This window comes from Phormidium sp. CCY1219 (assembly GCF_055795085.1).
Map to the genome: position 1 here is coordinate 1 of NZ_JAYFEQ010000743.1, position 22,716 is coordinate 22,716.

The following is a 22,716-nucleotide window of genomic DNA, read 5'->3' on the forward strand; positions in this document are numbered from 1 at the left end:
GAGCCAGCTTCTTACTACCAGGAGCCAGCCCCCTCCTACCAAGAACCCGCCCCCTCCTACTCAGAACCCGCGCCGGCTTACGAACAGCCTGCGTCCTATTCTCCCGAACCCGCTCCGGCTCCAAACGTGCAAGAATCTAATAATGCCCCCCTACCGATTGATGGGATTGAATAAATTTCTGGGGTTTTTGCGCGATCGCCATTCCAATCACCATTGCTGGGGGACAATAGGAACTAGACCTTCAGAAATTGTTGGCGCTTTTCTCGTCTAGTTCCCCTGCATACTGCCATTCTTCCCATGTTGAACGCCGTGAGCCATTCCTCCTACAAACTGCTGCTAATCGATGAAGACCCTATTTTCCTCCTGGGTCTCGCCACCCTGTGCGAACAGTTTCCCGATTTGCAAGTGGTCGATCGCGTCACTGACAGCAGCACTGCCTTTGCGTCCCTCGCCCGGGAAACCCCGGCTGAGCCTCCCGCCGCCTCTCCCCCCCAACCTCCCATCCACTTGGTGGTTTTAGACTTGCACTTGGGTCCAGGGGATGCCGACTCCCTAGATGCCCCCACCTGCATTCAACAGCTCCAAGAACTCTCTCCCCAACTCCCTATATTGCTGCTCAGTGGTTGGCCGGACCCCGATGCCTTCCGTCTGGCGTATCGTCCCAATGTGAAAGGATACTGCACCAAGGGCATCGCCGGTGCGGAACTGATTCGCGCCATTCGCACGGTGGCGGCGGGCAACAGCTATTGGGAGGTGGAACCCCCCGCTACGCCCAGTTCCCCGGGCATCATCGCCCGCTGGCTTGATGAAATAGGTCGCTCGGGAGTGCAGCAAATCGAAGCGGAAATGGCTCAGGTGCAAGCTTCGGTGCAACACCCGCAACTCTCGCAGTTGGACCGCCTTTTTCTGGAAGGACGACAACGGGAATTGCTCGCGGCCCGTTGGATGGTGAATCAACTTTTCGCCCCGTCGATGCGCCTCGGAAAGCGCAAACTCTATCCCCGTGGGTTTCAGGGGATCCGCCGTCACCTGGAGGACAAGCAGAAAACTACCGGGATCCGGCACCTTTCCCCGCGACAAGATGCCCCCCGCCGAGGCGGCGATCGCCCTCCGGTTAGGGTCCACAATGGCGAATTGCTTCCCGCCGCACAGGCCCCCCTCGAAGCTATCGATTTGCAGGCGCGCTTATTTAATGCCACGGAAGCTAAAATCGATTCGCCTCTATTAAACCGCACCGGAAAGGTGATGGAAATTGATATTTTGCACCGCGACAAAAAGCAAGAATTGCTTTATACTGTGGTGCGCCAATTTGAAGAAGTGCTCGGTCAACTGCGCTATTCTCAAGTTCAGGCCGATCGCCTTGCACCTAAACGCGATCGCGTCTTGCTCGATCTGTGGGAAATGGCGATCGCCGAGTTTTTCGGCAAATATTATTCCCTCCATTTCGACACGCTTGCCTCCGAGGGGCAAACTTTCCCCCCCTTAGAGCTGGTGCCTATCTTGCTCGAAGATGCTTCGGTCATCCAAGGGGAAATTCTTTCCAAAATCCCCCTCACTCTGGATTTACTGGCCTATTTGCTATACAGAGTGCCGCTAACAATTGATAATCGCACTTACCCTCCCGAGAGTCCGGAAGCCATGCAGCGCGCCACAGTCTTGCTGGAAAACTTAATCCTGCAACTGGCCAATGCCGCCATCCAACCCCTGCTGAATCGATTTGCCGATGTGGAAGTGATTAAGCAGGATTTCTTCGATCGCGAATGGCTTTCTACTCGCGAAATCGAGCGCTTTCGCAATGACTTGTCCTGGAAATATCGCACGGAAAAAAACTGGCGGGAACCAAAAGCCATTTTTGAAAGTCAGTATCGCCTCTTGGTGTTGAGCGATCGCGGTACCATTGAAGAACTCTCCATTTACTCCCCGCGCGATCGCGAATTATCCCAACTTCGCGGCGGGCGTCTCCTCGTCACCTTGCTCCTGGAAACCCGCGACGCGATCGCCCCTCGCCTGCGCGGTTTGCTCCTCTCCCTAGGCAGTGGCGCACGCTATCTCCTGATTCAACTCGGTCGCGGAATCGGTTTAGTCGGTCGCGGCATTCTCCAAGGCATCGGCAATGCCCTGCAAGAAAGTCGCTTCGATAAAAACAAAAAAGAAGAGCAAAAATAAAATGAGTTGGTCATGGGTCATTTGTCAATGACCCATGACCAACGACCCATGACCATTAAACTTGTAATGGCAACTGCACCGTAAACTTGGTGCCCACCCCCACTTCACTCTCTACGCTTATCTTCCCTCCATGTAAATCCACACATTGCTTTACGATCGCCAATCCCAGACCGGTGCCGGAAATATTCCCCACATTCTTCGCTCGATGGAAAGTTTCAAACAATCGCTTTTGGTCTTCCGGGGGAATGCCAATCCCGCTATCGGAAATGCGGAAAATCGCCCAGTTTTCTGCTTCCTTCTCTTCTGACTCAGTAAGTTTCACTTCCACTTCAAATGCGATCGCACCCCCCTCGGGAGTATATTTTATCGCATTGGACAGCAAGTTTCCCAGAATATGCTCTAGTAACTTCCCGTCCATTTTCGCATCTTTCCTCTCCCCGGCGAAGCGAAATGCCAGTTTACTGTTCTTTTCTGCCGCCTTGGGTTCAAATTCTTCTACCAGATGCGCGCATACTTCCTCTAAATCGAACCGCTCCAGAGTTAAAGTAAGTTTGCCAGAATTCGCCCGTCCGATTAACAAGATTTCATCTAACAAATGCGTCAGTTTGTTGGTGCAGGTCTCGATCCGGTTGAAATGTTTTTGCTTTTTCTCTTCGGGCCACTTATACCCGTAAATTTTTAACATTTCCGCCGACATCAGAATCGAACTGAGGGGGTTGCGGAACTCGTGGGAGGTCATGGAAATAAACCGATTTTTGATTTCGTTGAGTTCCTTCTCTTTAGCGAGGGCGGTTCGCACTTCTGAGTCGGCTTGTTTGCGCCTAGTAATATCGCGACAGATGCAGACGATTGCGCCTTCATCAATCCAGTTGAGAGAGATTTCCAGGTCAAATGTAGCGCCATTGCGTCGTTTTGCCGTGACTTCACCTTGCCATTTTCCCTCTTGGACTAGCATCGGAAAAATCTCTCGTTCGATGCGATCGCTATCAGCAATTGAATACAGCACGCGCCAATTTTTTCCTAACAGTTCTGCGGCAGATTGATACCCAAATAGTTCCACCTGCGCCCGATTCACATAAATATACTCATTGTGTTCGTTGAGAATAGCAATCCCCTCGCTTGCCGACTCGATCGCGGCCAGTTGTTGCTGCACTTTCGCTTCGGCAATTTTGCCCTGGGTAATATCTCGTCCTTGGAAGATTAACATCACCGGATTTTCAAGATTATCCTCTAGGGGTCGAATGGAAAACTCCAGCATCACTCGCTGATTTTGCGCCGCGATCGCCTCGACTTCAGAGCGGATCGAACTGCCTTGGGCGGCGGCTTCTATGGCGCTTCGCAACTGGCTCTGAGTTTCGGGCAAATCGCTCCACCAAGGGGTTTCCCAAAGCCGGCGATCGAGCACGGAATCCAACGGAATTCCGCCCAATTCTAACGCGGTTTGATTGCATTCCAAAACCGTTCCCTGGGGAGACAGCAGTGCCATGAAATCCAACGTTTGATTGAAAATAGCGCGGCAACGACTTTCGCTTTCTTGCAGCGCCCGTTGCATTCGCTTGCGGAGATTAATATCCTCGATAGTTCCCAAAAAATAAAGCGGCTGTTGGTTGGCGTCGCGAATTATCGACACGGTGAGCTGAACCCAGACAATTTCGCCGGTTTTCTTCAGATATCGTTTTTCGATTTGGTAGTGAGGAATTTGGCCGCTTTCGAGTTGTTCTATTAGTTGCAAATCGAGATTCACATCGTCGGGGTGAGTGATATCTGGAAAGGCCAACTGTTTCAGTTCTGCTTCGCTATAGCCAAGCATCTGGCAGAAGCGATGGTTGAGTTTAAAAAAGCGATAGTTTAAATCCACCAGTGCCATGCCCAAGGGACCTTCTTGGAACACTTTGCGAAAGGGTTCTTCGTAGTCGAGTTGGCGGATATCCGCTTGGGTGGCAGTTTTTTGGCGCTTAGGTAATTGAGGGCGAGTTTCCCACTCCTGCTTCGCCAGTTGTTGTTTTGCCAGACGCGCCATAATCGTCTGTTTCAGTTCTGGTATGGTAAAGGGTTTGGTCAGATAATCTTCAGCGCCGAGGGTCATGCCCCGCCGCCAAGAGGCGCGATCGCTTTTTGCCGTTATAAAAATCACCGGGATTCTCGCGGTTGTCGGATCCGCCTTAAGAGTTTCCACCACTTGGAATCCGTCCAGCTTCGGGAGAATGACATCGCACAGAATCAAGTCTGGCAATTTCGCTTGCGCCAACAGCAACCCGATTTCACCGTTAGCCGCACTCACGGCTTCAAATCCTTCTGCTTTTAATAGGGCGAGAATGTTGCGACAAACTTGGGCTTCGTCTTCAATGACCAATATTTTTTGCATGGGAACTTCTCTAATTTTACGGCAGAACAGTCCACTTTTAACGCTTAGGTTAAGACTGGGTTAATATCCGCGATCGCCACGGCAACAATCGCGAGCGGTTCCCAGTCAACGGTATTTTACGCTACAGTTTATCTGCTGTTTCAGTGTCAGCTAACTCTACAATAATTAGGGGGGACTCGGAGATCCAGGGTATATGTTCCTAAGTATCATTACCGGCGTGTATGATGGGTATTTTCTTATTATAAGGAATGAGTGGGTTTGATGTCATCCCTCGGAGGGAAAAATTTCCGGCAAAACACTCTATTTTCGGCATTCAAGAAGCCACCCTGAGTGTATCGCGCGCTCCGATTGTCGAACGCCCAGTGATTTTCCGGAAACCGGGGGTAGAGTGGGGTGGGTGTCCCGGAACTCCTGGTTTATTCTAATAATAGCCATAGATTTTTTCTATAACCAGTTTTTTTCTATGCCTTGCCACGGTTTTATAGCAAGCGATCGCCAGTCTGGCACCTTCAGGGTCGGGAGTTATAGAAAATGCATTTTTAGTCAAAAAAAATAAATGGCGTAGCCGATAACTTAGAATTCATAAAAGTTATAGGCGACGCCCTCTGCCATCAATTGAATAGCATTGCAATAAATGCCCTTTATTCCCTTCGGAAGCCAAACAAAGGCAAGCGAACCGTCACCGTGGTACCGAGTCCCACTTCGCTAGTAAATAAAATCTCGCCGTGGTGTAAATCAACGCACTGCTTGACGATCGCTAATCCCAAGCCGATGCCGGGAATTTCCCCTACATTTTCCCCTCGGAAAAATAACTCGAACAGGTGGGAGACATCCTCCGAGGAAATCCCGATGCCTCGGTCTTGAATTTGGAAAATGGCCATTTCTGACGCAGGGTGACAGGTCACGTCAAAGCGCACCACACTGCCCACAGGAGAATATTTCACCGCATTGGAGAGCAGATTTCGCAAGATAAACCCCAGCAGGGTGACATCCAGGTGAGCCTCGCTACAATCGCCCTGTTGGATGAAGACAATCTCGCGATTGTTCCCTTCACTGTGGCGCAATTGAGCCACGAGTTCCTGACAAAATTGCCCTAAGTCCATCGGTTCGGGGTGGAAAGGCAAGCGCCCCGCCTCTGTTTGACTGAAAACCTGCACTGCTTCGAGGGTCTGATTCATCTGCTGCACCGCCCGTTCGATTTGCACCAGTTGTTCTGCTTTTGAGTTTTCGGGTAATTGGGCACTGTACAGTTGTAGCAGTCCGGTGGAGGATAAAATAGTGCTTAACGGAGTGCGTAACTCGTGGGCGAGGATGGACAAACATTGCCTTCTGAGCTGGTTGAGTTCTCGTTCTCGTTGCAGTTGAATGTCTACAATTTCTGCATCTGGCTGCTTGCGAAGTTTCCAGAATACTAAAACTGCCCCGTTAATTTCGCCGGTTTCGTGATAGATAGGACTGGCACTGTCGCCAATCGCAATTCGATCGCCGTTTCTGGCCACTAATGCGGTATTCTCTTCTAAGTAAACGATATTGCCCTCGCGCATCACTTGCCCGACTGGGTTTTCTATTGGGGTTGCGGTGATTTGATTCACCAGGGGCACAATATTGCCAAACCCTTGCCCTCTTGCTTCTGCTAAGGTCCATCCAGTCATCGCTTCAGCGGCGGGGTTCATAAATACCACTGACCCTTGGCGATCGGTTGCTATCACCCCATCCCCGATCGATCGCAACCACAATCCGTAGGGGGGTTGATTTTGTTTTAACGCCCGTTCTCGCTGGTGTTGCGCTAAAGCAACTTCAATCGCCACTCGCAAATTTTTCTCGGTAAAAGGTTTGATTAAATAACCATAAAGCGATGCATTTTTAGCCCGTTCGAAGGTGGATAGATCGTCAGAACCGGTAATAAAAACCACCGGGGTCTCGAAGCGATCGCCAATTTCCCTCGCGGCGGCGATGCCATCAATGTTGCCCGGTAAGATGATATCCATTAACACTAAGTCCGGCTGGGTTTCGCCAGTTTTCGCGATCGCCTCTTCCCCAGTCGCCACCGCCCCTGCGATCGTATAGCCTAAGTCTTCCAGTTGGAGAGCAATCAACTCTGCCATCAAGAGTTCATCCTCCACCACTAAGATTTTTCCTCTGGTCATGCCCGTCCCCTGAGTGTTTGTTCTAATTTGATGGAAATGCATTTTTCTATAATAAAGCAATTCACTCCTAGTGAGTGGCGAATTCACTCGGTTTTATAAAAGATTAACTCCTGGGCAGGGGTTAATTTTCCTTCCGGTTGCTGTAGATAGGGGTTGCCAGCGATAGACTCACTTATGCGAGGATTTCTTCGGAGAGAGACAAGGTTGTACTGCCACTTGACCTGGGATGGTTCCTCGTGGATAACAGAGAAATACACGAGGAACAACCGGGCGGGCAAGTCGGTATGAATTCCCGCATGCAGTGGTAAATTAAAGGGATTTTTTTGAGAGTTAGGTAAAGTATAAATATTGTGGATATTTTTTGCAAACTTGTCATTTATGGGTTGAAAAAACGTAAATTCATGTAAATTTAAGCCAATTTTTGACTAAATTTACTGATAAATACTGACCGATTCGGAAAGCTAAATCCTAGTAAATGGACATGCCCAGCCGCCTGGAGTGGGAAAGTGGCAAGCCCCCAAGACAGATGCCCTGCCAAGCTCTCACACCAAGGGGCATCGCGCAGAGGCAGGAAGAAGGATAAGGAAAAACCCGGAAAGCCAATCCGAAAATCTAATGACAAGGCCGCAGGGATGGTGATAAACTCATAACATACCTTAACACATTTTAATAAGAGGAGCTGGAACTCGCAGCCTACTCGCCAGGGGAGTCAAAACGCCATGCTAGAAGAAATCAAGCCTCGTTATGCCCGCTATATCCGCTTGCACGCCGACAAGGGAGATTCCTCCGTTGCCTCATTTTCTCAGCAGTGGGCCAAGCGCTATCTGAAAAACATCCAAGCGCGATCGCAGGCCACAAAAAATCCTGCTGATGAAGAGAGCGAAATGGATCCCCTGCGCCAGCGAGGGGCGATCGCCTATAACCTGCGGCAATGTCTGCGTCTAACCATTGCCCGCGCCTGGTCGCAGACGGAAATTGTCTTAGCCGAACCCTTGCAGCAACAGGGGATGGATGCCCCGGTTCTCAATTCCTGGGAAATTGCCGCGAAAGCTCATCAAATGTACGAAAAGGTCTTGCAAATGTATGCAGAGGGGCAAAGCCCGCAGCAAGTGGCAGGAACCCTAGGCCCGCAACTGGGCAAACTGCGCCAAGAATATATTACCCTCGATCCGTTGGCGCTCGGCTTTGTCAATCTTCATTGTTATTATACCGCCCGGTTGCTGACCCAGGAAGCCCCGGAGTCGGAGCAACTGCTGCTTGGCAGTTATTTTAAAGTGATTCAGGAATATCTGAATATGCCTTTGCAGCGCCTTTACGAAGCCGCCGGCGAAACGGAGTTAGATTCTGTGGCCTTGGGGGCGGTACAGCAGCTTTTGCTCGCTAGTCGAGACATCGCGCAGCAGGTGTGCGATCGCGCCATTGAATTATATCCCAAATATCGCAGCGCCAGCGGTTCTTTGGAAGATCCGCAGGTGAAAAATTCCAGCCTGCGGGATGTGGAAATGTTCTTGGTGTATTTGTGGGTTTGCGTTTTGGAAAACAGCATTGCCCCGGTGCAACAGGAGTTATTTCCCTTGTGCGTTATGCTTTATCCGCACTTGGGGGTCAAGTGGGATTTAGTGCGACAAATGCTGAATTTGTTAGGACAGCAATTGCGCGATCGCCTCAGTGACGAAGAATGCGCTTTGTTCGTCCCCTACCTACAGGCGATGTGGGAAATGTTCTCCCCGGCGGTATTCGAGCCACAATCCAAATGCGATTCTTTCGCTTTTGAATCCATCGAATCCCTGGGAAACTGGGTGGTGGGCTAACCACAGACACCCTGCTTACACCGAAACCGGCGCGAGTGCAAAAGACATCGGCGGGCTAGCCTTAGCCACCCGGCAGGCGGACTTTCCGGTGTTAAACGTTTAAATTGCATAGTTTAGCATTTTGACAACCGGGCGGGGGTCTTCCTTAACCCCAAGCCGTCGAGAGATAGCCTATCTTTTGTTGTAGATTTTAGGGAATTGACAAGCGACAACAGGGATAGAGCCGATAAATACCGTAAGTACCGTGGCCTGAATTTGAGAAAATAAATTAAGAAAATATGCAAATTAAATGAATAGTAATTCCCGGTGTCAATCCCCAGGGAGAAGAAGAGGGCGGGGGAGAGAACCGCGATCGCCCCTGGCAGATCCCTGGCATCAACCCACAGCATCGTACAATAGGAAAGACCATTGGCTGAAGATGACTTGAGGAGAACAACATGGCTTTACAACGTGGCGATCGCGGTATAGAAGTCCAGCAATTGCAAGAAAAACTAGAAAAACTCGCCTATAGTATTGGCCGTATAAACGGGGAATTCGACGAGCGCACCGAAGAACTGGTGAAAGCCTTTCAAGAAGAAAAAGGACTGAGCGTAGATGGTATCGTCGGACCGAATACGGGGGCTGTTCTCGATCGAGCCGTTGCCGAAATCACTCCCCCAGACCGGGAAGCCACCACCTCCCCCCCGAAAGTCAACCCCGCCGGCGACTTCATCCCAGACACCAACTGGCTCGACTGGTTAGTCGTTGCCAACGGGGGCGTGAATGCCCGCAGTGGCCCGGGGTTTGAGTTTCCCGTAGAGAGTTCCTTCCCCGAAAGAATCGTGCTGGGAGTCCAACCCGACTATACCAATCCCATACAATACGATAACACCGGCAAACCCTGGTTAGTGATTAATAACCGAGGAGCCGCCCAATTCGTGCGCGCCAATAATAAATTTATCGAGCCGAATTTTTCATCCTAAAGCGCAAAAAGCAAGCAAAACAATGTGCTAAAAAAAAGCCAACCCGCTATATAATCAAGGCGGCGGTGTCACTAACTCCGCACCCTGCATTGCGCCGTTGACCCACAAAAATTGGGGGTCATGCTTTCGGATAAAAAAGGCTTTCGCCCCAGGGAGAGGAAACCGATTCTGCATTGTTGGCGATCGCGTTTGGACAATTGTCAATTAAAACATCGCCCTGGTCATGGTTGGGCCGTTCCGGATCGACGCCCTACCCTGACCCCGGGGCTTTTTCTCGAAAACCAGCGCCAATGATTTAGCCCCCTGGCGGGAAGGATCCGTCGGGGGGTGTCGCTTTCCAGACTCCTCGGGGAATGAGAAATCCGAAGGAAACCCGGTGAAAAGGATGGAATTTGGTGGCCTCTGATATTAAAATATGTAAAGAAATTTACAAGGATAAGGCAGAATGCGGGTTGCGATCGCAGGTGCGGGATTGGCTGGAATGGCCTCCGCCATTGAACTAGCAGATGCGGGACACGAAGTGGAAATCTTCGAGTCTCGTTCCTTTGTCGGCGGTAAAGTCGGCAGTTGGGTTGACGCCGAAGGCAATCACGTGGAAATGGGATTGCACGTGTTCTTCGGCTGTTATTACAACCTGTTCGAGGTAATGAAAAAAGTCGGCGCATTCGAAAACTTGCGCCTCAAAGAACATACCCACACCTTTGTCAACGAAGGGGGCACTACCGGGGAATTAGATTTTCGCTTTATCACCGGTGCGCCATTCAATGGCTTAAAAGCCTTTTTCACCACCTCTCAACTTTCGGCAATCGATAAGCTGAGAAACGCGATCGCCCTGGGTACCAGTCCGCTGATTCGCGGTTTGGTAGACTTCGACGGCGCAATGAACACCATTCGCGCCCTCGATCGCATCAGTTTTGCCGACTGGTTTCGCCAGCATGGCGGTAGCGAGGGATCCCTGAAACAAATGTGGAACCCGATCGCCTATGCCCTCGGTTTCATCGATACCGAGCAAATTTCCGCCCGCTGCATGTTGACGATTTTTCAATTTTTTGCCGCTAAAACCGAAGCGTCAGTGCTGCGGATGCTGGAAGGTTCCCCGGATACCTACCTCCACCAACCGATCGTCAACTATCTCCAAGCGCGGGGCACCAAAATTCACACCCGACGCCGAGTGCGGCAAATTCTGTTTGACGAAAACAACGGCGAAACCCGCGTTAATGGGATTGTGGTGGCCCAAGGCGATCGCGAAGAAACCATCACCGCCGATGCATACCTGTTTGCTTGTGATGTCCCTGGCATTAAAAAAGTGCTGCCCCCAGCGTGGCGCAAATGGCCGGAATTTGATAATATCTACCAACTCGATACGGTTCCCGTGGCCACGGTGCAACTGCGCTTTGATGGCTGGGTGACGGAATTGCACGATGCTGAAAAGCGCCGCCAATTGCAAACCGCTGCCGGTCTGGATAATCTCCTTTATACCCCGGATGCGGATTTTTCTTGTTTTGCCGATTTGGCTTTAACCTCGCCGGGGGATTACTATCGGCAAGGGGAGGGGTCTTTGATGCAGTTGGTGCTGACGCCGGGAGACCCGTTTGTTAAGCAAAGCAATGAAGCGATCGCCCACCATGTTTTGGAACAAGTGCGCGCGTTATTCCCCTCGGCGCGCGACCTGAATATGACCTGGTACAGTGTGGTGAAATTGGCCCAGTCTCTTTATCGCGAAGCCCCGGGCATGGATCCCTATCGTCCAGGGCAAAAAACCCCGGTGGCTAATTTCTTCCTCGCCGGTAGTTACACTCAACAAGATTATATCGACAGCATGGAAGGAGCAACGCTTTCCGGGCGTCAAGCCGCTACTGCTATTTTAGAGTATGCCGCAACTCTGGCGGATACTCCCCAGGCGATCGCCCTCGGTTAATCCAGGGTTGCGCGATCGATGCTTCGGCAATTTCCAGGGTCGGCGGGGCGATCGCCCTCCCGACTCTGACCTCAAATCTCAAGGTTGAAAAATTCCGAATAATAATATGACAGATTGGTTAGAACATAGCGTGTTGGTTGAAGTTAATACCCCCATCGACCATGTGTGGAATCTCTGGTCGGATTTAGAACAAATGCCCTGCTGGATGAAGTGGATCGAATCGGTTCACGTCTTAGAAGACAATCCGGATTTATCCCGCTGGAAACTCGCCTCGGGGGGATTTGAGTTTAGCTGGCTTTCGCGCATTTTAAATCTCATTCCCCACCAAATTATTCAGTGGGAATCTGTGGATGGCTTACCCAACAAAGGGGCGGTTCGCTTCTACGATCGCCACGAAAAAGGCAGTATCGTTAAGCTTACCATCGCCTATGCCATTCCCGGCGTTTTGGGCAAAATTATGGATAATTTGTTTTTGGGGCGGATTGTGGAATCAACTATTCAAGCCGATTTAGAGCGATTCCGACAATATGCGATCGCTTCCTATTCCCCAGAATAATATCTCATCATTAGTCATTGGTCAATACTCAATAGTCATTGGTCAATGACCAATGAAAAACCACCAATGACCAATGACAAACGACCAATGACAAACGACAAAGGCTGATTTTTTTACCATGTCGGGTCTACATAGATATTAACTGAAATTTGCTCTTTTCCGGCGGGTACGCCGCTAATGCAAGAGCAAATTGTTTCTTCGCCGTCAATTTCGACTTCGCATGCATGACAAGACCCCATCAAACAGCCGGTGGGAATCGTGACGCCGGCGCGTTTTGCCACTTGGAGCAACGGTTCGCCGACTTCAGCTTCTACGGTCACTTCATCGGGCAAAAATAGAATTTGTACGCTCATCGTTGTTGGGTTTGGTGTCGGTTGTACTTGGCAATTTTAGGAGATATTGAGGGAATCATCAAGCAGGGTGCTCGATGACGATAAACCCTCATAAAAACGGTTTTAAATCCACATATTCTTCCACTACATTCGCAATAGAATCGAGCATGGCGTCGCGTTGTTCGCGATAGTTGGCGATGCCGGTGGGGAGGGCCTGCAAACCCCGTTGATTTCGCAGACGATTTAACCAGGCACGTCGCCAAGGGCCGTTATCAAAGATGCCGTGAAGGTAACAGCCCCACACGGATTGATATTCATCCACCATTCCCAAGTTAGCATCTTCAAACAAGGGTTTAGTGTTGGGAAGGGATTCCCGTGGATGTCTCTCCCGCCCTTGAGAGCGCCCCTGATGAATTTCATAGCCATACACGGGCAAACCGGGGGTGGGATAATTGGATGTCACCACTCGTTGGCGGGAAATTTTATTGCCGGTAATTAGGGTTTTGATGGGCAATAAATTTAAGCCTTCGTAGCGTCCTGCTTTGCCTTCTATGCCTTCTGGATCGGCGATCGCTTCGCCAAGCATTTGAAAGCCACCGCAAATGCCTAAAATGGTACCGCCGGCGGTGACGTAGTTTTGCAGTTCTTCTTCCATGCCGCTTTGTTTGAGGACGAGCAAATCGGCGATCGTGGTTTTAGAACCGGGAATAATCACGGCATCGGGGTAGCCTAAAGATTGTTTGGGATTAATATATTTTACCGTAACGCTGGCTTCGGCTTCGAGGGGGTCGAAATCGGTAAAGTTAGAAATTCTGGGTAAGCGAATGACGGCGATGGTGAGTTCGCTGTCGGTTTTGCGCGATCGCCGCTCTAATAAGCTGAGGGAATCTTCGGCGGGAAATGCATCTTCTACCCAGGGAATGACGCCGACTACGGGAATGCCGGTGTATTCTTCTAGCCAGGTAATGCCAGAGTCGAGCAGCGATCGCTGTCCGCGAAATTTGTTGATTGCAATGCCGCGAATTAAGGAGCGTTCTTCCGGATCGAGCAATTCCAAGGTGCCCACCACATGAGCAAACGCCCCACCGCGATCGATATCCACCACCAGCAGGGTAGGAGCACGAAGGTATTTGGCGATTCGCATGTTAGTCAAATCGCGATGCTTGAGGTTAATTTCGGCGGGACTCCCGGCCCCTTCACAGACGATCGCATCGAATTCTGCCTTTAAACTCTCCAAGCATTCGGTGATAGTTTGCCACCCGATATCAAAAAATTTTTTGTAATATTCTTGGGCGTTAACTTTCCCTTCGGGTTTCCCTTTCAAAATCACTTGGGAGGTCATGTCCCCTTGGGGTTTGAGCAATATAGGGTTCATTTCCACTTCTGGAAGAATACCCGCCGCCCACGCTTGTACCGCTTGAGCGTAACCAATTTCGCCGCCACTGGCAGTTACGTAGGCATTTAATGCCATGTTTTGTCCTTTAAAGGGAGCTACACGCACGCCTCGCCGGGACAGAATGCGACAAATCGCAGTGGCGATTAAAGATTTTCCGGCGTGGGATGTGGTGCCCACAACCATTATGGCTTTCATTTGAGGTTTATAAAGATGACTTTAGGTTTGACAATGGAAAGTTGGGAAGCGCGCTTTCTTCCAGTGTTGATGGGTTGGGAACCTCCTGCTTTTTTTTGCGGTGTGGTTTGGGGGTTAAACGGGCAGTTTTAATCGGCGATTTAAGAAGTTATAAAGGCGATCGCCAAGTGTAGGTGCGGGAATTTCGCCCCCGGCGTTTTCCCATTTTTCCACAATCTTACGCCCCAACGGCGTGAGGCGAAAACTATCGGTTATCCCTTGCCCGTCTACTTCCCGTCGCAGCAATCCCACTTGAATCAGCCAGATGAGTTCGGTTTCGGCGGCGAGTTCGGTGAGGGGCGATCGCCTGTAGTGCTTCTCGCGCCCGGATTTGCCTGCGATCGCGTGGATGGGCACGCTTTGACCCCGCATGGTGGCAAATAACCGCAGATGAAAGGGGGCACAGCGCATCGCCCGTTCTGCCCGTTGGATGGTGCCCTGGGGATATTGAATCGAGTGGGTTTCGGGGGGGTGAATTGTTTTCATAAAAAATGTTCGCTTTTATCGTTTTTCGCTTCGATGAACTCCGCCGCAAAATCCGGGCTTTTCGCCACTGAATGAGTGGTTTTTATTTTAATCTGGATTCGATTTTATCCTCAAGTCGGTCTGGATTTCCATCGGGTTGTCACTCTGGGATGCGAATTTTGCGGCCAATTTTTTATCGGGGCTTGACAAATGAAAGGAAATGTGGTAATAAAACAGGGTGGCAGGATGACCATTGCGATCGTCAATCCGCGATCGCCGCCTTAGCAACTATTCGGAAGGCAAATCGCCGAAGCGATCGCGATACTGTCGCAACATCGCCTCCATCTGTTCGGCGCGATCTTCTGCCTCCTGAGCGCGAGTGCGTTCTCGTTCGGCGCGAGCTTCTGCCTCCTGAGCGCGAGTGCGTTCTCGTTCGGCAAGTTCCTGCGCCTCCAGCACTTCCTGGGTTTTCTGTCGCACTGCACTCGCCAATTCATCGGGAATCAACAACTTTTCACCAGTATCCTCCCGATAAAAGCCAATTAATTTTCCCTCAATCGCCAACCGCAGTTGCAAAACATTGCTCCGACTATCGAAAATCGGGAAATAACGCCCTTCCAGCAGTTGATATCCCCGTAACTGTTCCGATATCCACTCCCCTTTCGGGTCAAATAACCAATATTCCTGCACCTCCAATTGTTCGTAGAGCGTTTTCTTAAACGCCAGGTCTTCCCCTTGAGTGGATTTTGAGGTCATTTCAAAAATCACTTTCGGCACCTGACCTTCTTCCCAGATTTTGTAATTATCTCGTCCCCCCGGTTCCACGTCAAAAATGACCATCACATCCGGGGCAACCCGCATCCGGGGAAAGCCCTCATTGTAGTAAAGAAACTGGTCGGCTAACACCGTGACCCGACAACCGGATAAATGTTGTTTGAGAACTTCTAGGGTCGTCAGGATTGCATAGAGATGGTCGTAAGTTTCCGCCAATGGTTTTCCGTCCGAACTGGGATAATAAACTTCAGTTTTTTCGGGATTGGGTGAAATGGCAGTCATGGTATTTTTATAAAGCTGCACTGATTTAATTGTAGAATTTATTCCCTCAATTGACAAGAGGATTTCGCCCCGATATAGGCAGAGTTCAAAGCCGATGCGCGCCCTAGGGAGTCAGCAGTTTGGCGAGCGTAATTTGCCTAGAGAGAAGCGAAACAAATCCAGGGGAATGAGTACATAAACCGGGAGTTGCTTCCCAGGGAACCCCCGAGGGGAACTCCCGTGGGGAGAGGGCGGGTGTATAATAATTTTTGATGGATGGGATAAAATAACTCACGGTAACGCGCCACGAGAAGCATTGGCACACAGCTCGCCAACCTGGTAAGATTTTTGCAGGCTAATTGATAAAAATGTTGCAGTTATGACCTTACCTGTTGGCACTGCTGCCCCAGCATTTACCGCCAGAGACACCCACGGCAATATCGTGAAACTCTCGGACTTTCCCGGCAAAACCCTCGTGTTGTACTTTTACCCAAAAGACGATACCTCAGGCTGTACCAAAGAAGCCTGTAGCTTCCGCGACTCCTACCGCCAATTCCAAAATCAAAATATCGCCATTCTCGGCGTGAGTCGAGATGATGAAGTCTCTCACCAAAACTTTACCCGCAAACACAATTTGCCATTTCCGTTGTTAGCCGACGTGGATGGATCCATCGCGAAGGCTTACAACGTGCAAAAGGGAGACAAAGCAAAGCGAGTCACCTATGTCATCGACTCTCTGGGCAGAATTGCCCAAGTTTATGAAGGGGAAAATCTCAATACTGCAACCCACGGCGCGGATATTTTAGCCACATTACGCTGAAAAGCCGTTCCGAATCTGTTAAGATTTGTTATCGAGCATTAAAATTGATGAGGAAAGCGCATCTATGACACTAGCTCAGGGCACAATGGCTCCCGATTTTACCACCAAAGACACCAACGGCGAAACCGTTAAACTGTCAGACTTTCGGGGCAAAACCGTCGTCTTGTATTTTTACCCCAAAGACGACACTCCGGGTTGCACGAAGGAAGCCCAAGGATTTCGGGATGCCTATTCCGAGTATCAAGACAAAGAAATGGTGGTACTTGGGGTTAGCCGCGACGATGAAGCCTCCCATAAAATGTTCGCCGAAAAATACGGTTTGCCTTTCAAACTCTTAGCCGATGTGGATGGTTCGATTACTCAAGCTTATGATGCAGATGGCGGCGGCTATTCTAAGCGCGTCACCTATATTATCGACAGCGAAGGAAAAATTGCGCGCGTTTACGATAAAGTCGATACTAGCTCCCACGCGAAAGACATTTTGCAGGCAATGAGCTAACTTGTTTTAATCTGCACTATCGGCGGTGAATAATTTCTCCAAACATTCCCTCCGATGTGCGAATTAGCTTCACGAAAACCCATACACTCTCGTCAACCCGTACTGGTTTCAGTACGGGTTTTTTTTGGGTATAAATTTATCTGAGTTGAACAAAGCACCCTAGAAGGGTAAAAAATAAATACGGACAGAGCTGCTTCTACGCGGGCTAATTTAAAACCGCTTGAGGATTATACCCCGTTTCAACAAGAATCAGAGTCGTTGCAGGAGATTGCCCGTTTCTTACCAGGCGCACAGGATAATCCCGAGATGATAATAGGGAGAATGGGGGGTATATGTTAACCCAGGGGACGGAAAAAAACGGATTGGCAATCCAGGTCATGTTTCCCCCATGCGCCACTTTAAAAGGTGACACAACCCGAGGGCGATCGCCTCAATTATTCCGGATGATATCGGCCATGTCAAGTATCTGACTGTTATGGCAGAAGGAAAAATCCTTTGCCTGCATCTGTAGGCGATCGCGCCTAACGTGAATTGGGCTAATTCCGATCCAGAAAACTATTCTAACTTGTCACAACACAACAATGCAACAACTAACCTTCAACACCCCCAACTTCACCGATCCGCCGCGCGGTTTTGGCCAACTGTGGATCGCCGAAACCACCAAAATCAAACTCAAACCCGAAAACTCCTCCCAATTGACCGCGCAACAACAAGCCGAAATCCAGAAAGGAGAAACCTTTCTAATTACCGGTTATGCATGCGTTGCCAATCATTTTCGCGTCACCTTAGCCCAAGAAATCCCCGGCTTTGGCAACACCGGATATCTCTACCACCGACACGTTCAACTCAAAAAAGATGGCGAATTAATCTCCTACGATCCTTACGCCCTCAACCTCACCATTCTCAACACCACCCCCTTCAAAAAAAGACCCATTAACTCCACCAAACTCAAACCGGAAGAACGATTCACCCTGAATGCCGGTACTATCTATGGGATTTCCAGCTATGCAATGGAAGCGGGGCATCTGAAAGTCGCTTTAACCGAAAACCTACCAAACTTTGGCAATACCGGTTATCTGTTTCCCGATTTTGTGCAACTCAATCGCGGAACCACACCCATCAATACCGCTTTTGGCTTATCTTACCTCGGACCAAAAGAAGTATTGGTCAAGCAACCCACAACCCTAAAAGGCACCTACAATCCCGAGAAAATTGCCACCGTCAGCGTGGTTGCGGAGGATAAATATCCCTTACCTGTCCAAGTCGATTCCGCCACAGGCACTTGGAAAATCGACATGAAAAACGGGTTTAGCGGGGAAGGAATTCGCTGGTTGCGGTTGCGAGGAACTGACAAAAACGGGCAAACTATCGGGTCTGAAGTGATTTACATTACCGTCAGTACCGATCCGCTCACGGTGGGCGAATCCTTGCGCTTAACCATCGATCGCGATACCTTGTTTAAAGTCGCCCCCCTCGATTCGTCCAGTCTCGAATCCGGCCAAAAAACTTTGGTGAAAGCAGGAACCACCTATCAGGTGAATCGATATGGATTCCTCGACGGTCACTTAAAAGTTAGTTTAGAATCAGAGATTCCCGGACTCGGTGATTTTGGCTATTTTTATGAAGGGCATGTCACCCTCAGCAAAGGTAACAAAGTCTTCAATTTCGAGCTAGAAGATGTGCCTACTGCTCAAGTCGGTGCCCAATTGCTTGTCACCAAAACTACATTAATTAAAGCCAAACCGGTGGATTCTTCCACGCTGACCGATAATTTAAAAGCCGAGTTACCCCTGGGCAAAACTTTGGGCGTTACCGGTTATGCTTGCACGGCGGGACATTTTCGGGTAACGTTAAGCGAATCGATTCCCGGATTTGGTAATGTGGGTTATCTGTATTGGCAACACGTTCAAATCAAAAAAGATGGGGATGTGATTCCCTATGACCCGGATGCTTTAACCGCGACGATTCGCGAAACCACGGTGTTTAAGAAAAAACCTGTCAGTGCATCGGACTTGAAGGGGACGGAAAAAGTAACTTTGCCTTTAGGTCGGGTGTATGGTGTGGCGAGTTACGCGATCGAAGATAACCATATCAAAGCCGCACTTACGGAAGAGTTTCCCAAGTTTGGGAATACGGGATATTTGTTCCCCAACCATATTAAAATGCAGCGCGGCGGTCGGAGTTTCGATCCGGTTCCCAACCAAATCGAATTGAATGTGCCTTATTTTTCGCAGCGGGATAATCCGCGTTACAGTTGGTCTACCTGTAACGTGACTTCGATCGCAATGGTCTTTTATTACTATGGGGTGCGATCGCGATCGGGCGGTCAGTTAGAAGACGAACTGTTGCAATGGTGCATTAACTACGGCGGCGTCGGGTCGCAAACGAATCACAGCGTCCTCTCGGCGATGATTCGCGAGTATGACTTCAAACATCGATTTATCACTACCAGTCATTGGTCTGATGTCAAAAACGAACTGATTAATCGTCGTCCGGTGGTGATTGCCGGCTACTTCACCGCCACCGGACATATTGTGACGATTATCGGTTACAATCGACAAGGCTTTATCGTGCAAGATCCTTGGGGAGATGCCCTCACCGGTTACAGCTATACCGAAGGTCGGAAGTTGCTTTATCCCTACAGTTATATGGATCGCGTTTGCGGTCCGAATGGCAATATTTGGATTCATACCATCCAGCCGTAAATTGCCTTGTCCTGGGGATGAATTAATCTTCAGATGACGGATGGTTCTCTATCTGTAAATTTAGCCCGCGCAAGTGGGCTATTTTTTCTTTGATGAAGGACTCGGATTTGAGGTCGATGGTGCTGGCTATTTTGGAATCGCTATACAGGGTCATGGTTTTATATCGCAATTCGCCGGTTTTGGGGTCGGGTTTGATGGGAAATTTGCTCATAATGAATTTTTTCAGGGCTTCGCGATCCTCTATGTGGGGAACTGCAAGCCGGAACAAATTACCTTCGTGCGGTTTGAGGTCGGGTATCTGGAAATTGAGCGCATGGGCTGCACTTTCTGCCCCAAGTTTGCTACAGGTGAAAATAGATTGCACGATTGAGGATTGAAGGGGTAACTTTGGGTCGATATCTGACTTTTTGTGCGAGTTAGTTTTGGGTTCAGTTAAAATTTTCATTATGCTCCTGGGGTTAATCGGGGGGTCAAGTGTTCTGTGCTGTGAATCTTGCCATTGGCGGTTGTTTCTTGGCGGTGATGTTCCCTGCACCCCATCAGCCCTTGCAGTCGTTGTGGGTGAGGGTGACTCCTCACGGGAGTTGAGGGAGAGTGGTTTGTGCGGATTACTTTATTGTTCGCAACCCGATCGCCTGTTTTACGGCGCGCGACCAGAACTTTAACAAAACTTTATAAAACCGGGGGTCAGGGATTCCGGACAAAAGTAATGTTGACAATTTAGAATTACCGATTAACAATTGCTTATCAGTGGAATGGCGTGGCGATCGCCCTGCCATTTTTTTGGGCTTAAGGGTTGACAAATTTGGTGATTTGTGGTAATAGACTGGCGCATCTGGGAAAATCGGCGATCGGTTTCGGATCCGATCGAGTGCCCTGTAGGGGGCAGTGTAGTTCGAGAGGGCAACTGCGCTATCCTGAGCTTAGAAGCCATTCAATGCTGACTCAGGAGAGAAAAATTATGACTTGGCGAGGTTCCACCAGTGTTGCCGATCGGATTTTTGCCTGCTTACCGTACCTGCTGCCATTAATTGCAGCCCTGCAATTTGGCCGATTTCTGTTTCAACAGTTTCCGATATTGCAACTGATGTTAGTTCCCCTATTGCCGGTGCTACAGCTTTATAGCGTACTCGGACCATTTGGCGGACTGATTATCTTTTTCGTGCTGTTGTTTGCGGTAGTCAGAAACGAGAACATCAGTCACTTTATCCGGTTTAATACCATGCAGGCCATCTTGTTAGACATTATATTAATCGTCTCGGGTTTGGTGGTGAATTTGTTAACTAAAGGGGTTCAAGTGTCCTTAGTAGGAGAGACCCTTTATAACATGCTGTTTTTGGGAACCTTAGCGGCGGTGATTTATTCCGTGGTGCAGTCGGTGATGGGGCGTTATGCGGAGATTCCCACCATTTCCGATGCGGTTCACATGCAGGTGCGCTAACCACCAGCAGCGTGCTGCTGGTGGTGGTGGGGAGTTACTCCGTTGGGGAAGGTAAGCGCAGTTGTCGTTGCGCCACTGTATTTTCCAAACTGCCAATGCCTTCAATTTCCACGCGAACGCGATCGCCGATCTGTAGCGGTCCGATGCCCGGGGGGGTTCCCGTGAGCACCACATCCCCCGGGAGGAGAGTCATCACCTGAGAGATATAGGAGACGAGTACCTCTGGGGGGAAGACCATTTCATCGATCGCCGCCGACTGCACCGGGGAAGACTGGTCATTGAGAAACGTCTGCAATCTCGCGCCGGGACTGACTTCTCGTACCACCCAAGGGCCGAGGGGGCAAAACGTATCGAAGCCCTTAGCGCGGGTCCACTGACCGTCGCGCCGTTGTAAATCTCTGGCGGTGACATCATTGGCGATCGTGTAGCCCCAAATTTTCCCCGTTGCTTCTTCTGGCGAGCAATCCATAGCCCGTTCGCCAATTACCAGAGCCAATTCTCCCTCATAATCCACCCGCTGCGACTGAGGAGGATAGGCGATACGGTCTCCATCAGCGATCGCCGTGGTAGGAGGTTTGAGAAACAACAGGGGTTCCGAGGGAACCGGGGTTCCCATTTCCGCCGCATGGTCGGAATAATTTTTGCCCACGGCGACAATTTTCGACGGAACGCAGGGAGCCAAGAGCTTGTAACTCTCGGGTTCTAAAAAGCGATCGGTGGGTTGTCCTTTTAGCCAAGGAGGCGCATCCAGGAGTTGAACGCCTCGCGAGAGTTGAAGTAAACCATAGTAAATCCGTCCTTCTGGGTTTTGGATTCGGACGTAGCGCTGTGCCATAACGTTGATTTATGCCCTCTTGTCGATAGTTGGTTTGCGGCTCTTGTCGCCTGAGTGGCTGAGATTGTTAAAGTTCACAGTTGCGGGCACCCTATCAATCGGAAAATGGTATCGCGTGACCGTGTAAAAAAAATCTAATTTTGTCATCAAACTTAAAAAAATCGCCCACAGTACGGTTAACTGTTCTCCCCGAGGGATTGTCTCCTGGGGGAAGTCCCTCGGGCATCCCCCAGGAGACAATCTAGCCGCCAACGGTTACGCCAAGGGGCAACTGCCGATCGCGAGCCGAGAGCGGGGGTGAATTTTGGCTGGTAGAGTTTCCAACTCTGCTAAAAACTGATATCATGGAAAATTGTGCGTAAAATTATGCCGAAACCGAACGCCATCACCCTTGCTACTGAAGCCTTGTTTCTTCTGCGCTCGGGCGAGTCAAGCCGCACAAAGGCGGTGAAAACGAAGACTCGCGAAGCTTTCCGGTTCGGTTTGACCAGAAGAAGCCACACAGTCCAAAAGGAGATACAACAGGATGCGGTACGTTTACGAAACCATGTACATTTTGCGCCCGGATCTTGGAGAAGAAACCACAGAGCGGGCGATCGAGAAATATCAAAGTTTATTGCAAGAAAACGGCGTCGAGACCATCGAGACCCAGCATCGGGGCAAGCGTCGTCTCGCCTATGAAATTGGCAAACATCGCGAAGGCATTTACATTCAAATGAACTATGAATGCGATGGTAGCCAAATTGCCGGTCTAGAGCGCGCCATGCGGATGAGTGATGATGTCATTCGCTATCTGACCATCAAACAACCGATTCGCGAACCCAAAGAAGCTCCCGAAGAACAACCGGTAGAAGCATAAACTATCAGATTTGTCAAGGGGGGAAAAGGCAAAATTTGCCCCGAGAAAGGGACTGGATAAAGGGCGAAAGCGAACGGCGATCGCCTTCCACTCAAGAGCTGCGATCGCGTCGGGAAAGCAGCCTTCCACATCCAACCTTTCGGCGGCTCAACCATTTTTTTTCCCAATCA

At 49.9% G+C, this 22,716-nt stretch carries 18 protein-coding genes; 10 read left to right on the forward strand and 8 right to left on the reverse strand.

The window, feature by feature from the left end:
• Nucleotides 1-297 precede the first annotated feature (297 nt).
• A complete protein-coding gene (locus AC0QH1_RS22590) occupies nt 298-2,166 on the forward strand; it encodes a DUF3685 domain-containing protein (protein WP_324633611.1) in 1,869 nt (622 codons plus the stop codon).
• Between the two features lie 55 nt (nt 2,167-2,221).
• On the opposite strand, the gene AC0QH1_RS22595 is transcribed toward AC0QH1_RS22590, so the two are convergent.
• Both AC0QH1_RS22595 and AC0QH1_RS22600 read right to left on the reverse strand, forming a co-directional pair.
• Complete coding sequence (locus AC0QH1_RS22595) at nt 2,222-4,531, reverse strand: hybrid sensor histidine kinase/response regulator (protein ID WP_324633612.1); 2,310 nt, start codon at nt 4,529-4,531, stop codon at nt 2,222-2,224.
• Between the two features lie 641 nt (nt 4,532-5,172).
• Complete coding sequence (locus tag AC0QH1_RS22600) at nt 5,173-6,678, reverse strand: hybrid sensor histidine kinase/response regulator (RefSeq protein ID WP_324633613.1); 1,506 nt, start codon at nt 6,676-6,678, stop codon at nt 5,173-5,175.
• 719 nt (nt 6,679-7,397) lie between these two features.
• Between AC0QH1_RS22600 and AC0QH1_RS22605 the strand changes: the two genes are divergently transcribed.
• The 4 genes from AC0QH1_RS22605 to AC0QH1_RS22620 all read left to right on the forward strand — a co-directional run bounded on the left by AC0QH1_RS22605 (nt 7,398) and on the right by AC0QH1_RS22620 (nt 11,925).
• A complete protein-coding gene (locus AC0QH1_RS22605) occupies nt 7,398-8,489 on the forward strand; it encodes a hypothetical protein (RefSeq protein WP_324633615.1) in 1,092 nt (363 codons plus the stop codon).
• 437 nt (nt 8,490-8,926) lie between these two features.
• A complete protein-coding gene (locus tag AC0QH1_RS22610) occupies nt 8,927-9,451 on the forward strand; it encodes a peptidoglycan-binding domain-containing protein (protein ID WP_324633617.1) in 525 nt (174 codons plus the stop codon).
• 445 nt (nt 9,452-9,896) lie between these two features.
• Nucleotides 9,897-11,369 (forward strand): 9,9'-di-cis-zeta-carotene desaturase, encoded by a 1,473-nt coding sequence (zds, locus tag AC0QH1_RS22615; RefSeq protein WP_324633618.1) that lies wholly within the window; start codon nt 9,897-9,899, stop codon nt 11,367-11,369.
• A gap of 106 nt (nt 11,370-11,475) precedes the next feature.
• A complete protein-coding gene (locus AC0QH1_RS22620; protein WP_324633619.1) occupies nt 11,476-11,925 on the forward strand; it encodes an SRPBCC family protein in 450 nt (149 codons plus the stop codon).
• Between the two features lie 113 nt (nt 11,926-12,038).
• Here AC0QH1_RS22620 and AC0QH1_RS22625 read toward each other — a convergent pair whose 3' ends face one another.
• From AC0QH1_RS22625 to AC0QH1_RS22640, 4 genes are all read right to left on the reverse strand, one after another.
• Nucleotides 12,039-12,278: a 2Fe-2S iron-sulfur cluster-binding protein gene (locus tag AC0QH1_RS22625; RefSeq protein ID WP_324633621.1), complete on the reverse strand. Its 240-nt coding sequence runs from the start codon at nt 12,276-12,278 to the stop codon at nt 12,039-12,041.
• An 88-nt stretch (nt 12,279-12,366) separates the two neighbouring features.
• Nucleotides 12,367-13,848 carry a cobyric acid synthase CobQ gene (gene cobQ / locus AC0QH1_RS22630; protein ID WP_324633623.1) on the reverse strand — a complete coding sequence of 494 codons (1,482 nt, stop codon included), beginning with the start codon at nt 13,846-13,848 and terminating at the stop codon, nt 12,367-12,369.
• Nucleotides 13,849-13,962: 114 nt separating this feature from the next.
• Nucleotides 13,963-14,373: an Npun_F0494 family protein gene (locus AC0QH1_RS22635; protein ID WP_324633624.1), complete on the reverse strand. Its 411-nt coding sequence runs from the start codon at nt 14,371-14,373 to the stop codon at nt 13,963-13,965.
• A gap of 267 nt (nt 14,374-14,640) precedes the next feature.
• Nucleotides 14,641-15,408 (reverse strand): Uma2 family endonuclease, encoded by a 768-nt coding sequence (locus AC0QH1_RS22640; protein ID WP_324633625.1) that lies wholly within the window; start codon nt 15,406-15,408, stop codon nt 14,641-14,643.
• A 358-nt stretch (nt 15,409-15,766) separates the two neighbouring features.
• Between AC0QH1_RS22640 and AC0QH1_RS22645 the strand changes: the two genes are divergently transcribed.
• The 3 genes from AC0QH1_RS22645 (at nt 15,767) to AC0QH1_RS22655 (ending at nt 19,411) form a co-directional block, all read left to right on the forward strand.
• Nucleotides 15,767-16,207 (forward strand): peroxiredoxin, encoded by a 441-nt coding sequence (locus AC0QH1_RS22645; protein WP_324633627.1) that lies wholly within the window; start codon nt 15,767-15,769, stop codon nt 16,205-16,207.
• A gap of 64 nt (nt 16,208-16,271) precedes the next feature.
• Nucleotides 16,272-16,706 (forward strand): peroxiredoxin, encoded by a 435-nt coding sequence (locus AC0QH1_RS22650; RefSeq protein ID WP_324633629.1) that lies wholly within the window; start codon nt 16,272-16,274, stop codon nt 16,704-16,706.
• 581 nt (nt 16,707-17,287) lie between these two features.
• Nucleotides 17,288-19,411, forward strand: coding sequence for a C39 family peptidase (locus tag AC0QH1_RS22655; RefSeq protein ID WP_324633630.1), 2,124 nt, complete (start codon nt 17,288-17,290; stop codon nt 19,409-19,411).
• A 22-nt stretch (nt 19,412-19,433) separates the two neighbouring features.
• On the opposite strand, the gene AC0QH1_RS22660 is transcribed toward AC0QH1_RS22655, so the two are convergent.
• Nucleotides 19,434-19,856 (reverse strand): hypothetical protein, encoded by a 423-nt coding sequence (locus AC0QH1_RS22660; protein ID WP_324633631.1) that lies wholly within the window; start codon nt 19,854-19,856, stop codon nt 19,434-19,436.
• 516 nt (nt 19,857-20,372) lie between these two features.
• On the opposite strand from AC0QH1_RS22660, the gene AC0QH1_RS22665 reads away from it, so the two are divergent.
• Nucleotides 20,373-20,852, forward strand: coding sequence for a Tic20 family protein (locus AC0QH1_RS22665; protein ID WP_324633632.1), 480 nt, complete (start codon nt 20,373-20,375; stop codon nt 20,850-20,852).
• 34 nt (nt 20,853-20,886) lie between these two features.
• On the opposite strand, the gene AC0QH1_RS22670 is transcribed toward AC0QH1_RS22665, so the two are convergent.
• Entirely contained in the window at nt 20,887-21,687 is an 801-nt protein-coding gene (locus tag AC0QH1_RS22670; RefSeq protein WP_324633634.1) for a fumarylacetoacetate hydrolase family protein, read from the reverse strand.
• A gap of 526 nt (nt 21,688-22,213) precedes the next feature.
• Between AC0QH1_RS22670 and rpsF the strand changes: the two genes are divergently transcribed.
• Nucleotides 22,214-22,546: a 30S ribosomal protein S6 gene (gene rpsF / locus AC0QH1_RS22675; protein ID WP_324633636.1), complete on the forward strand. Its 333-nt coding sequence runs from the start codon at nt 22,214-22,216 to the stop codon at nt 22,544-22,546.
• Nucleotides 22,547-22,716 lie beyond the last annotated feature (170 nt).